At 73.6% G+C, this 12595-nt stretch carries 13 protein-coding genes; 1 reads left to right on the top strand and 12 read right to left on the bottom strand.

The genetic code is table 11. The annotated features are described in order from the left end of the window. Positions 1-45: 45 nt before the first annotated feature. From ACH4KB_RS14765 to ACH4KB_RS14710, 12 genes are all read right to left on the bottom strand, one after another. On the bottom strand, positions 46-240 hold the full coding sequence (locus ACH4KB_RS14765; RefSeq protein ID WP_018955839.1) for a hypothetical protein: 195 nt from the start codon (positions 238-240) through the stop codon (positions 46-48). 117 nt (positions 241-357) lie between these two features. Beyond that, a complete protein-coding gene (locus tag ACH4KB_RS14760; protein ID WP_398066335.1) occupies positions 358-1236 on the bottom strand; it encodes a phosphatidylinositol-specific phospholipase C/glycerophosphodiester phosphodiesterase family protein in 879 nt (292 codons plus the stop codon). A 290-nt stretch (positions 1237-1526) separates the two neighbouring features. Next, positions 1527-2207 carry an ABC transporter ATP-binding protein gene (locus ACH4KB_RS14755; RefSeq protein ID WP_398066334.1) on the bottom strand — a complete coding sequence of 227 codons (681 nt, stop codon included), beginning with the start codon at positions 2205-2207 and terminating at the stop codon, positions 1527-1529. After that, positions 2200-3129, bottom strand: a complete 930-nt coding sequence (locus tag ACH4KB_RS14750) for an ABC transporter ATP-binding protein (protein ID WP_398066541.1) — start codon at positions 3127-3129, stop codon at positions 2200-2202. Before ACH4KB_RS14750 ends, ACH4KB_RS14755 begins: the two co-directional genes overlap by 8 nt. A gap of 65 nt (positions 3130-3194) precedes the next feature. Then, on the bottom strand, positions 3195-4052 hold the full coding sequence (locus ACH4KB_RS14745) for an ABC transporter permease (RefSeq protein ID WP_398066333.1): 858 nt from the start codon (positions 4050-4052) through the stop codon (positions 3195-3197). Continuing rightward, positions 4045-5010, bottom strand: coding sequence for an ABC transporter permease (locus tag ACH4KB_RS14740; protein ID WP_398066540.1), 966 nt, complete (start codon positions 5008-5010; stop codon positions 4045-4047). The genes ACH4KB_RS14745 and ACH4KB_RS14740 overlap by 8 nt, the downstream gene beginning before the upstream one ends. A 23-nt stretch (positions 5011-5033) precedes the next feature. Further along, entirely contained in the window at positions 5034-6650 is a 1617-nt protein-coding gene (locus ACH4KB_RS14735; RefSeq protein WP_398066332.1) for an ABC transporter substrate-binding protein, read from the bottom strand. Positions 6651-6830: 180 nt separating this feature from the next. Continuing rightward, positions 6831-7346 carry a hypothetical protein gene (locus ACH4KB_RS14730; protein WP_398066331.1) on the bottom strand — a complete coding sequence of 172 codons (516 nt, stop codon included), beginning with the start codon at positions 7344-7346 and terminating at the stop codon, positions 6831-6833. A 145-nt stretch (positions 7347-7491) separates the two neighbouring features. Next, positions 7492-8610, bottom strand: coding sequence for an acyl-CoA dehydrogenase family protein (locus ACH4KB_RS14725; RefSeq protein WP_398066330.1), 1119 nt, complete (start codon positions 8608-8610; stop codon positions 7492-7494). After that, positions 8607-9800 carry an acyl-CoA dehydrogenase family protein gene (locus tag ACH4KB_RS14720; RefSeq protein WP_398066329.1) on the bottom strand — a complete coding sequence of 398 codons (1194 nt, stop codon included), beginning with the start codon at positions 9798-9800 and terminating at the stop codon, positions 8607-8609. Before ACH4KB_RS14720 ends, ACH4KB_RS14725 begins: the two co-directional genes overlap by 4 nt. Next, a complete protein-coding gene (locus tag ACH4KB_RS14715) occupies positions 9797-10762 on the bottom strand; it encodes an NADPH:quinone oxidoreductase family protein (RefSeq protein WP_398066328.1) in 966 nt (321 codons plus the stop codon). The genes ACH4KB_RS14720 and ACH4KB_RS14715 overlap by 4 nt, the downstream gene beginning before the upstream one ends. A gap of 188 nt (positions 10763-10950) precedes the next feature. Then, a complete protein-coding gene (locus ACH4KB_RS14710) occupies positions 10951-11550 on the bottom strand; it encodes a helix-turn-helix domain-containing protein (protein WP_003964368.1) in 600 nt (199 codons plus the stop codon). A gap of 456 nt (positions 11551-12006) precedes the next feature. Here ACH4KB_RS14710 and ACH4KB_RS14705 point away from each other — a divergent pair, with 456 nt between their 5' ends. Beyond that, on the top strand, positions 12007-12579 hold the full coding sequence (locus ACH4KB_RS14705; protein WP_398066327.1) for a rhodanese-like domain-containing protein: 573 nt from the start codon (positions 12007-12009) through the stop codon (positions 12577-12579). Positions 12580-12595: the final 16 nt, after the last annotated feature.

Raw genomic sequence — 12595 nt, 5'->3', positions numbered from 1 at the left:
GGGTTCCGCGCCGAGCCCGGGGCCGGGTGCGGGAGTGCGGCCGGGTCAGGGGTGGAGGCCGCTGACCAGGTCGGCGGTGGCCCCGACGCCGTCGTGGATGGTCGGCGCCATGCTCGTACCGGCCAGGAAGAATCCCAGCAGGACACAGACCAGTGCATGGGAGACCTTCAGTCCGCCGTTGCGCAGGAAGATCACTGCCAGGATCAGCATGAGCAGGACCACCGAGATCGAAACGGCCATGGCCAACCTCCTCCGCCGCGCCGGATTTGCGGCATTCGGCCGCCAGTGTGGCGCAGCAGAGGGGCTGTCCGGCGCACTGGCGTGTCGGCCGAACGGGTACTTCCGGGCCGGGAGGCGTTACGGGGTCGGGGCGCCGTTCCCGCGAGCGCGGAGGAATCGTTCGAGTCCGGCCAGGTCGTCGGTGTTGAGGTGGTCGACCCCGGCGGCGAGCAGTTCGGACCAGACGGCCTCGCGTGCGGGTCCGGGCAGGTCGGGTGTGGCCCAGAAGCGGATGCGGCGGCCTTCCCGGTGGGCGGTGGCGACGAGGGTGCGGAGCCGGTCGCGCTCGGCCCGGGGGAAGGGGCCGGCGCCGAGCCAGCCGAAGCTCTGGGTCCAGTTGGCGCTGACGAGCGGGGCGAACGAGGCGGGGGCCCCGGTGCCGAGGTCGTCGAGGCGGCCGTCGTAGAACGCGTACCGGGTGCGCTGCGCCTCCATGGGGACGCGGGCGGCGCGGTCGCCGGAGACCACCGGGGTGACCGCGCCAAAGTGCACGCGGCCGTGGGTGTAGCGGGTGAGGATGCGGTGGTGGCGGCGCAGTTGGCGGTCCAGTTCGCGGTAGGCGGCGACGCCGTCGGCCTTGATGTCGATGAGGAGCTGCAACGGGGCGCGGTGGTGCGGGTGGACGCTGCCGTGCCCCGCGCGGACGAGGGCGGCGAGCGGGTCCAGGTAGAGCGAGGCGAGGGTGCGGGTGGGGTCGAGCGTGGCGGGCTCATGGGCCACGAGCAGGTCGCCGCCGACGAGGAAGACGTCCGCCTCGACGCTGGTGAACCCGTGGGCGAGCGCGTCGTGCAGCGGCCGGGGGTGCAGGTAGTCGTTGTGCGCGTGGGCCTGGCGTAACGGGCGCGGACCGCGCGGGCGGGCGGGTGCGGCGACCGCCGTCGCGGTGGGGGCGGCGACGGCCGCGGCGGCGGTGGCGAGGGCGACCGTGAGCGCGCGGCGGCGGGTGGGCTGGGCCATGGGGACTCCCTGAGCGGCGGACGGGCGGGGTGGACGGTCGCGTCGAGTATGGAGCCGCACCCCCACCGCTGGGCAGGTACCTGCCAAGAGTTGGCCGACCCGTCGCCCGCCGGTCGGCCGGGCCGCATCGCTTGTTCGCCGGGTGCCACGGTCCGTGGGCCGCGGCGCGCGCCGTTCTTCGCGCGCCGTCCGCTGCTCGCCGTCCGCCGTCCGCCGTCCGCCGTTCTTCGCGCGCCGTTCGCTGCTCGCCGTCCGCCGTCCGCGTGGCGCGCTCGGGCGACAGCCGCCGGTCAGCCGACCGCCACGCGCTCGCTTCCGGCGGTCCGCTCGCCCCAGCGGACCGTACGGTCGCACCAGCGCTCCAGCAGCACCCGGTCGTGGCCGACCGCGAGCAGGGCCGCCCCGGACCCGGAGCGGTAGCGCTCGACCACGGCGACCAGGGCGGCCGTCGTGGAGGCGTCGAGCATCGCGGTCATCTCGTCGCAGATCAGCAGCCGGGGCTCCAGCACCAGGGCCCGTGCCAGGCAGGCCCGCTGGAGCTGGCCGTCGCTCACCGCGTGCGGGCGGCGCTCCAGCAGCTCATCGGAGAGACCGACCAGCGGGGCCAGTTCCGCCACCCGCTCCGGGACGTCCCGGCGGCGCCCGGTGGACCGCAGCGGCTGGGCGATCAGTTCGCGCAGGCTGAGCCGGGGGTCGGCGGAGAGCCGGGGCTGCTGGAAGACGACGCCGACGGCCGTGCGCTGCTCGCGCGGGGCCCGGTGCCGCCAGCCACGTACGACCGTGCCGTCGAGGGTCATGGTTCCCGCGTCCGGGCGGTGCAGGAGCGCGGCGACCTTGGCCAGGGTGGACTTGCCGCAGCCGCTGGGGCCCAGCAGCCCGATCGCCTCGCCCGCCGCGACGTGCAGGGAGACATCGCGGACGACGGGGTCGCGGCGGTCGTATCCGGCGGTGATCCCGGTCAGCTCAAGCATCGGCGGCCTCCTTGAGGGGGTGCGTCCGGCCGGGCAGTTCGTGGTGGCAGGCCAGGTCCGACACGAAGGCCGGGCGTTCACCGGCGCAGCGGGCGTCCGCGTGCGCGCAGCGGGCGGCGAAGGCGCAGCCGTCGGGCAGCGCCCCCAGCTCCGGCGGCATCCCGGGGATCGGGGCGAAGTCCCGCTCGGGCAGGGCGTCCAGCAGGCCCTTGGCGTACGGGTGGCGGGGGCCGGGTGCGCCGAAGAAGGGACCCGCGTCGGCGATCTCGACGATCCGGCCCGCGTACATCACGGCGACCCGGTCCGCGATCCGTTCCGCGGCGGCCAGGTCGTGGGTGATGATCAGCAGCGCCCGGCCCTCGTCGGTGTGGCGCCGCAGTTCGTCGACGGTCCGTTCGACGAGGTCCCGGTCGAGTCCGGTGGTCGGTTCGTCGGCGAGCAGCAGCGGGGCGTCGCCGACCAGGGCGAGGGCGGTCGCGGCGCGCTGGGCGAGGCCGCCGGAGAGCTCGTGCGGGTAGCGGTCGAGGTGGTCCTCGGGGAACGAGGCCCGGTCGGCTGCCGCCGCGGCGGCCTTCGGCAGCTCGCTCCCCCGCACCCCGGTCAGCTCGCGCAGGCTCTCCTCCAACTGGGCCCGGACGGTCCGCACGGGGGTGAGGTGGGCGGCGGGACTCTGCGGTACGAGGCCGATGCGCCGTCCCCGTACGGTGCGGGCGAGGGTGCGCTCGTCGGCGGTGAGCAGGTCCGTGTCCCCGCCGAGCACCGCGCTGCCGGTGGTAGTCGCGTTGGCGGGCAGCAGGCCGAGCAGGGCGGAGGCCAGGACGGACTTGCCGCAGCCGCTCTCGCCGACCAGGGCCAGGCACTCCCCCGGCGCGACGGAGAAGCGGGCGTCGGTGACGGCCGCGATGTCCCGGCCGCCACGCATCCGGAAGCGGACGGAGAGGTTCTCGACCGCGAGGACGGGGGGCTCGGCGGATTCGGGGGCGCGGGTCACAGCATCAGCTCCGATTTCCGGCGCGGGTTGATCCGGTCGCGCCAGGCTCCGGCGAGGCCGGCGAGCGCGAGGGTCGGGATGATCAGGAAGAGGCCGGGGAAGAGGGTGGGCCACCAGTCCCCCGCGAGCAGCGAACCGCGCGCGGACTGGACGAGGTTGCCGAGGCTCGCCTGATGGGCCGGGAGCCCCAGCCCGAGGAAGGACAGCGCCGACTCGTGCCACATCGCGTGCGGCACCATCAGGACCGCCGCCAGACCGGCCTGCGGGAGCACGCCGGGGAGCAGGTGCCGCACGATGACCCGGGTGCGGGAGGCGCCGCCCGAGACGGCCGCGTCGATGAAGGGGCGCGAGCGCAGCGACAGCACCTCCGAGCGCACGATCCGGGCGGTGGACAGCCAGTGCGTCAGGGCGACCGAGATGATCACCGGCCAGACGCCGGGCCGGAACATCGCGACGATGAAGATGCCGAGGAGCAGGTGCGGTACGGAGGACAGGGCGTCGACGACCCGCATGACGACCCGGTCCGTCCAGCCGCCGAACGCCCCGGCGAGGGCGCCGATCGCGGTGCCGATGACGGTGGCGGTGAGGGCCGCGACCAGGCCGACGAGCAGCGATACGCGCAGGCCGTAGACGCAGCGCAGCAGGAGGTCGCGGCCGACGTCGTCGGTGCCGAACGGGTGGGCCCAGGACGGCGCGTCGAGCTTGTTGGCCAGGTCGACGGCCTGCTGGTCCAGCTGGGCCAGCGGCGGGACGACGAGGACGGCGAGCAGGACGGCGACGACGATGGTGGCCGAGGTGACGATCCGGACGCGGCGGGTGGTGCGGCCGGGGAGGGCGAGCGCGGTCTCAGCCATCGAAGGCCACCCGGGGGTCGGCGAGTCCGTAGAGGACGTCGGAGAGCAGGTTGCCGAGCAGCACGGCGGCGGTGGCGAGCACCGTGAGCGCGGCGAGCAGCGAGAAGTCGACCGAGGTGGCGGCCTCCACCGTGGCGGCGGCGATGCCGGGCCAGCTGAACACCGTCTCCACGAGCAGCGCGCCGGTGATGAGTTCGGGGACGCGGGAGCCGATCAGGGTGAGCATCGGCAGCATCCCGGAGCGCAGGGCGTGGCCGAGGAGCACGGTCCGCTCGCTCAGCCCCCGGGCGCGCGCCCCGCGCACCGGGTCCTCGGCCAGCGCGTCGGTGACGCCCTGGCGCACGTACAGGAAGAACCACGGCAGCTGGGAGACGCCGAGGACGGCGGCGGGCAGCACCAGGTGGGAGGCGACCTGGCCGAAGGTGACGACCTCGCTGGCGGCGTCGGTGAGTCCGCCGGCCGGGAGGACGTCCAGCTTGAGGGCGAAGAACCAGATGGCGAGCAGCCCGAGCCAGAAGGCGGGGGCGGCCTCCAGGGTGTAGGCGGCGGAGCTGACGCACCGGTCGAGCCAGCCGCCGGGTCTGCGGGCGGCGAGGACGCCGAGGCCGGTGCCGAGCAGGATCGCGACGAGGAAGGCGGTGGCGGCGAGCAGGACGGACCAGCCCATGCGCTCGGCGATGACGTCGGCGACCGGCTGGCGCATCACGCTGGAGTCCCCGAGATCACCCCGGAGGGCGGAGGTCAGCCAGTCCCACCAGCGGGCGACGAGCGGCTGGTCGACGCCGAGGTTGGCCCTCAGCTGGTCGAGGTTCTCCTGCGAGGCGGTGAGGCCGGCGGTGCCCGCGTAGGCCTTGACCGGGTCGAACGGGGACGCGGCGGCGACGGCGAAGACGCCGAAGGTGACGACGCCGAGGACGGGGACGGCGAACAGCACTCGCCGTCCCGCCATCCGCGCCATCGGCCCCCAGGGGAGGCGTCGGCTCACTTCTTCGAGCCCCCGGCGCCCTCGGTGGACCACTTCTCCACGTTCCACCAGGGGCCGGAGGCCAGCCCGTGGTCGTGCGGCTCGACCTGGGTGGTGAGGGGGCCGAACCGGTCGTCGATGACGTAGAGGTGGTCGATGTGGGTGAGGAAGGTGTAGCCCGGGTTCTTCACCAGCTCGCGCTGGACGGTGTCGTACGCCTTCTTGCGCTCGGCCTTGTCACCGCTCCTGCGGCCCGCCTCGATCGCGGCGTCGACGGCCTTGTTGTCGTACCAGGCCATGTTGTTGAAGCCGTCGCCCGCGAGGGAGGACTTCAGCAGGGTGTACTGGTCGAAGTCGGGGTCGGCGGGCGAGCCGCCGCCCGCGAGCACGGCGTCGTGCTTCATCCGGGGCTCGATGACCTCCCAGGTGCCGGCCTCGGCGGTGATGGCGATGCCGGCCTTCTTGGCGTCGGAGGCGTAGGCGAGGGCGTGCTCCTGGCGGAGCTTGTCGCCGGTGAGATACCAGAGCGGGAAGGCGGCGCGGACGCCGTCCTTGACCCGGACGCCGTCCTTGCCGGGCTTCCATCCGGCCTCGTCCAGGATCTTCTTCGCGGCGGCGAGGTCGTGGGGGCGCTCGGTGCCCTGGGTGAACCACTCGCTGTCGGTGGGGACGGGCCCGTAGGCGGGCTTGCCCTCGCCGTTGAGGATGGCGTCGACCATGGTCTCGCGGTCGACGGCGATGTCGAGGGCGCGGCGCACGGCGGTGTCGCCGGCCACCTTGTTGTGGGTCGGGAGGGTCACCGTGCGGTAGTCGTAGGTGGTGGCGGCGACCGTCTTCTTGCTCTTGTCGTCCGCGAAGCCCTTGGCGAGGTTGGGCGGCAGGATCGCGCCGTCGAGGTCGCCGGAGCGCAGCCGGGTGGCGCGCACGTCGTCGTCCTTGATGATCGCCATGGTGAACTTCTTCACCTCGGGTTCGCCGCCCCAGTAGTGGGGGTTGGCGGTGAAGCTGATCTTCTCGCCCTTGGACCACTTGGTGAGGACGTAGGGTCCGGTGCCGATGGGGCGGGTGGTGAAGGCCCCGGTGTTGACGTCCTGCCCGCCCGCGATGTGCTGGGGGGCGATGGGCAGGACGGTGCGCTGGGCGAACGGCGCGTAGGGGTACTTCAGCGTGAAGACGACGGTGTCCTCGCCCTTCGCCGTGACGTCCTTGACGGCGTCCAGCTCGGTGCGGGAGGCGTTGTTGGTCTTCTCGTCGAGGATGGTGCGGTAGGTGAAGACGACGTCCTTGGCCCCGAACGGCTTCCCGTCGCTGAACTTCACGCCCCGGCGCAGCTTGTACGTGTACGTCAGACCGTCGGCGCTGACCTCGGGGAGTTCGGCGGCGAGCGCGGGACGGAGCTTCATGTCGGCGTCCAGGGCGAGCAGTCCGTCGAAGATCTTGGAGTTGCCGTCCTTGCCGTAGCCGAGCAGCGGGCTCAGGCTGTCGGGCTCGTAGGCGATGCCGACGACGGCCGAGGTGGACCCCGATCCGGTTCCGCTCTTGCCGCTGTCCGGGTTGGAGCAGGCGGCTGCGGTCAGGGACAGTGCGGTCGCCATCGTGGCGGCGACCGCCACCCGTATCGATCGGGCCGTCATAGTCTGCACATCCCTGTTCAAGATCGACTGTTATTGCGAACAGTATGCAATTAAACATCACGTAAAAGACCCCGGTACAGCCCGCCTCGACAGACGGGGGCTGTAACCGGGGTCGGCTCTACAGGGATGGCCTCGCAGGCCTCTTGCACTACAGGGATGGCCTCGCAGGCCTCTTGCGCCCTACGGCGAAGCCTCGGCCAGGTCGATGGTGAGGACGTCCTCGTCCCTCGCGGGGTGGTCGATCGTGATCGAGCCGGTCGCGCCGGCGTAGGCCCCCGTCCCTCCGGTGATCGCGAAGAGGTGGGACCACGGCTGCGCGTTGACCGGAGGCTCGGTCACGGCCGGCAGCGGCCGCTGGAAGCCTGTGGCGGCCGTGATCAGACCGTCGTCGAGGCTCAGGACCAGTGTCGCCAGGACGAACGAGCCGTCCAGACCCACGGCGACAGGCAGGCAGTGCGCGTTCTCCGTGCCCACACTGTCGCCCTGTGCGTCCGACAGGTCGTACCGGACGAAGTACGGGACGCCGGCCGTGAGGACCTCCGGGATGTTCGCGCCCGTGCGCCTGCCGGTGAGGACGATCCGGCGGGCCGCCCTGCGTGCCGCGTGGGCGGCCCCGCCCGCCCCGACGACCAGTCCCCCGGCGATGGCCGCCGCCGAGGTCAACTGCAGAACGCTTCTGCGATCCATGTCCGTCATCGCCCGCCTCACACCCTTGTCCGTCGTGTCTCCGGGCGCACGCGCGCCCCACGGACAAACGCCCACCGGGGTGGAACGGGTCGCCCCGCACGCACAGACCACCGGAATGGACGAGCGGACCGACGCGTTCGCAGGCCTCGGGGCGCTACGGAGCCGGCAGCTCCGCCAGCTCCGCGACCGCCCGGCGATGGCTGCCCGCCGTGCCGTAGGCGATCGAGTCGGCCTTGGCGCGCTTCAGGTAGAGGTGCGCGGGGTGTTCCCAGGTCATGCCGATCCCGCCGTGGAGTTGTACGCACTCCTCGGCGGCGTGGACCGCGACGCCGGAGCAGTACGCCTGGGCCACCGCGACCGCGAGCGGGGCGTCGGGGCTGCTGGTGGCGAGGGCGTCGGCGGCGTTGCGGGCGGCGGCGCGGGCCGAGACGACCTCCAGCCAGAGCTGCGCCATCCGGTGCTTGAGCGACTGGAACGAGCCCACGGGCCGGTTGAACTGGTGGCGTTCCCGGGTGTGCCGGACCGTCTCGGTCAGACACCACTCCGCGAGGCCGAGCTGTTCGGAGGCGAGCAGTCCGGCCCCGGCGAGCAGTCCGCGCCGTACGGCGGTGGCGCTCGCGTCCGCGTTCGCCAGCAGGGTCCCGGCGGCCCCGGTCAGGGTGACGGCGGCCAGCGGCCGGGTCAGGTCGAGCGGGACGAGCGGCTGTACGGCGACGCCGGGGCCGGCCGTCTCGACGGCGTACAGGCCCTCGGCGGTCGGCACCAGCAGCACATCGGCCACCGCCGCGTCGGCGACGCCGCGTACCGTCCCCTCCAGTGAGGCGAGCTCCGCGTCCGCCCCGACGGGCGGGGTCGCGAAGGGCACGGCGAGCACGGCCGTACGGGCGCCGGAGGCCAGCTCGCCCAGGAGCGCGGCGCCCGGACCGTTCTCGGCGCCCAGTGCGAGCAGCGTCTCGGTGGCCACGACGGAGCTGGTCAGATACGGGGCGGGGGCCACGGACCGGCCGAGCTCCTCCAGGACCACGGCGGCCTCGCGGTGGGACGCGCCCTGGCCGCCGAGCTCCTCCGGCACGAGGAGTCCGGCCGCGCCGATGCCGGTGGCAAGCGAGGACCACAGCCGCTGGTCGTACGGCGTGTCGGACTCGGTCGCCGCGATCACCGTCGGCGCGTCGGCGCGGTCGGCGAGGAGGGCGCGCACGGCGGAGCGCAGGTCCTCCTCGTCCCTGGAGTAGAGCAGGTCGGGGGTGGCGGGGGGCTGGGCGGGCGCGGTCATCGGCTCAGGTCCTTCCAGGCGACGTCCTTGTCGTTGCGGGGTTCGGAGGGCAGGCCGAGGACGCGCTCGGCCACGATGTTCAGCAGGACCTCGCTGGTGCCGCCCTCGATGGAGTTGCCCTTGGAGCGCAGATAGCGGTAGCCGGCGTCCCGTCCGGTGAAGTCGACGAGCTCCGGGCGGCTCATGGTCCAGTCGCCGTACAACAGGCCTTCGTCGCCGAGCAGTTCGACTTCCAGGCCGCTGATCTCCTGGTTGAGCCGGGCGAAGGCGAGCTTCATGCCCGAGCCCTCCGGGCCCGGTTGCCCGGCGACGAGCTGCTGTCGGAGCCGCTCGCCGGTGAGCCGGGCGACCTCTGCCTCCACCCAGAGGGTCAGCAGCCGCTGGTGGGTGTCGGGGGTGCGCAGTCCGGGGCGCTCGCGCCAGGTCCTGGCGACCGGGCCGATCATGCCGCCCTCGCGGGGGATGCGGGAGCCGCCGATGGAGACGCGCTCGTTCATCAGGGTGGTCTGGGCGACCTTCCAGCCCTCGCCGACGGGGCCGAGACGGTGGCTGTCGGGAATGCGTACGCCGGTGAGGAAGACCTCGTTGAACTCGGCCTCGCCGGTGATCTGGCGCAGCGGCCGGACCTCGACGCCGGGGTCGGTCATGTCGCAGATGAAGTAGCTGATGCCGCGGTGCTTGGGCAGGTCCGGGTCGGTGCGGGCGATGAGGATCGCCCAGCGGGCCAGGTGGGCGCTGGACGTCCAGACCTTCTGGCCGTCGACGATCCAGTCGCCGCCCTCGTCCCTGACGGCACGGGTGGCCAGGGCCGCGAGGTCGGATCCGGCGCCGGGTTCGCTGAACAGCTGGCACCAGACCTCCTCCCCCACCCACAGCGGGCGCAGGAAGCGGCGCTTCTGCTCGTCGGTGCCGAAGCCGAGGATGGTCGGCGCGGCCATGCCGAGGCCGATGCCGATGCGGCGCGGATCGTTGTCGGGCGCGTCGGCGGCGGCGAGTTCGGCGTCGACGGCCTGCTGGAGGGAGCGGGGCGCGTCGAGTCCGCCGAGGCCGGCCGGGTAGTGGACCCAGGCCAGGCCGGCGTCGAAGCGGGCCCTGAGGAAGTCGGTGCGGTCGGTGGTGGCGGGCGGGTGCGCGGCGAGCAGCTCGCGGGTGCGGCGGCGGACCTCGGCGGCGTCGACAGCGCGGCTCATCGGGCGCCTCCGGGCAGGACGACGATGCGGCCGGTGCTGGTGCCGTCGGCGACGCGCTGTACGGCGTCGGCCGCCCCGGCCATCGCGACGCGCTCGCTGACGAGGGGTTTGACGACGCCCTGCTCGGCGAGCTTGGTCAGTTCGTCGTGGCAGGCGCGGACGGCGGCCGGGTCCTTGGTGTTGTACAGGCCCCAGTGCAGTCCGACGACGGAGTAGTTCTTCACCAGGGCGTGGTTGAGGCCCGGGGTGGGGATGACGCCGCTGGCGAAGCCGACGACGAGGATGCGCCCCTCGAAGGCTACGCACTTGGCGGACTTGGCGTACGCGTCGCCGCCGACCGGGTCGTAGACGACGTCCGCGCCGCGCCCGCCGGTGGCTTCCTTAACGGCGGCGACGATGTCCTCGCCGCGCCGGTCGATGACCAGGTCACAGCCGAGCTCACGGGCGACGGCCGCCTTCTCCGGGCCGCCGACGACGCCGATGACCTTCGCGCCGGCCGCCCTGCCGAGCTGGACGGCGGCGCTGCCGACACCGCCGGCCGCCGCGTGGACGAGGAGGGTCTCACCGGGCTGGAGGCGGGCGCGGCGGTGCAGGCCGAACCAGCCGGTCTGGTAGCCGATGTGCAGGGCGGCCGCCTCGGCGTCGTCCAGCGCGTCGGGGGCGGGCAGCAGGGCCGCCTCGTTTGCGACCACGTAGTCGGCGAAGCCGCCGTGGGGCAGGGCGGGGGTGGCGAGGACCCGCCGCCCGTCCTCGGTGGTGCCGCACACCTCGACGCCCGGGGTGAACGGCAGCGGCGGCCGCACCTGGTACTGGCCCCGGCAGAGCAGGGCGTCGGGGAAGTTGACGTTCGCGGCACGGACCTCGACGAGCACCTGCCCGTCGCCGGGCGTGGGCCGGTCCGTCTCCTCCAGCCGCATCACCTCGCCCGGCTCGCCGTTCCGGTGCACTCGCCATGCCTGCATGAGGGGCCTCCACAACACTGTCGGCATCAACCGCTGGAGCGGTCGGCATTACCACTGCTGCGCCGCATACTAAGCGGTCGCTTGCCCATCTGGGAACACCTCGGGCCGGCCCCGGGCTTCGGGCCCGCCCCGGGCTTCAGAAGGGCCCGGGCTTCAGAAGGGCCCGGGCTTCAGGCCGGCCCCGCGCTTCAGGCGCGCTTCGGCTTCGCCCGCACGTGCATGCGCTCGCCCTGCGGACCGAAGAGGCTGAGGAACTCCACGGTCTCGTCCTCGGCCGGGCCGAACCAGTGCGGCAGCCGGGTGTCGAACTCGGCGGCCTCGCCCGGCTCCAGCACCAGATCGTGTTCGGCCAGCAGCAGTCGCAGCTTCCCGGAGAGCACGAACAGCCACTCGTACCCTTCGTGCGTGCGCTGTTCCGGCGGGCCGCCGCTGCCGGGCTCCTGGATCAGCTTGTACGCCTGGAGGCCGCCCGGCCGGGCGGTCAACGGCAGCATGGTCCGGCCGTGCTGCACGATCGGCTTGGCCCGCACGCGCGGATCGCCGACGGGTGCGGCGCCCACCAGGTCGTCGAGCGGCACCTCGTGGGCACGGGCGATCGGCAGCATCAGTTCGAGGCTGGGGCGACGGCCGCCGGACTCCAGCCGGGAGAGCGTGGAGACGGATATGCCGGTGGCTGCCGAGAGCGCGGCGAGGGTGACCCCGCGGTCCTTGCGCAGCCGACGCAGGCGGGGGCCGACGCCGGAGAGGACGGATTCCAGTTCCGGGTCGTCCCGGTCGTGTTCCTTCATGCGGCCATTGCAGGATCGGCAAGCCGGTTTGTCAATACGGTCAGAGGTCGAAGACCTCGAAGGTGACCGCGGGGCGGCCTCCGAACCGCTCGGCGCTGCGCGGTGGGGCATGCGGGCTTCCGACCGGCCGGTGGAGATCGCAATCCACCCGAGCCCGGAAGGCCCTCACCCGTACGAGACGCCTCGGCCGAGACCTCCCTCGCCCCTCCACAACCTGCCGGGGCCGGTACACCTGGGCGCGCTGCCGGTCGACGGGCACGCGTTCGAGTCGCTGCGACGTCATACCGGCAGGCCGGCCACGTGCCGTGGGCACGGCGGGCTTCCCGGCTCCGGCGCCGGGCGTGCGAGGCTGGAGTCCGGTGACGGTCACCGCGAACACGGCCGCCCGGCCCGTCCGGGCGGGGTGCGGGGGCGCCCCCGCACCCCGCCGCTCCGGCGAACGAAAGGAACCCGCTCGTGCCCAGCCCCGCATCCCTCTCCCCCACCCAGGCCGCAGCCCGTCTGGAGGAGTTCACCGTCGTCGACGTGCGGGCTCCGGGCGAGTACGCCGCCGGACACGTTCCCGGCGCCCTGAACATCCCGCTCGACAAGCTGCCGGACGCGCTGCCGGCGCTCAAGTCCGCCTCCGCGCGCGGTTCGCTGCTGGTGGTGTGCGCTTCCGGGGTCCGGTCCACGCGGGCCTGCGAGATCCTCGCCGGAGCGGACATCGAGGCCGTGACGCTGACCGGCGGCACGTCGGCCTGGGAGGGCGACGGCCGCGGCCTGGACCGTCCCGACGGCGCGCGCACCACCTGGCCCATGGAGCGTCAGGTACGGCTCGCGGCGGGTTCGCTGGTGGTGGCTGGGCTGGTGGCGGGCATCCGCTTCCCGGCGGCGCGCTGGCTGTCCGCGGGCGTCGGCACGGGCCTGGTGTACTCGGCGCTCAGCAACACGTGCGGGATGGCCGCGGTCCTCTCGAAGCTGCCGCACAACCGGGCCCCGCGTGCCGCCCGCGACCTGGACGCCACGCTGGCGGAGCTCCAGCGCTGATCCGACGGGGCAGGCC

Source organism: Streptomyces sp. NPDC017520, assembly GCF_044329855.1.
Lineage (GTDB): Bacteria > Actinomycetota > Actinomycetes > Streptomycetales > Streptomycetaceae > Streptomyces.
This window is presented reverse-complemented; position numbering and strand designations above follow the sequence as displayed.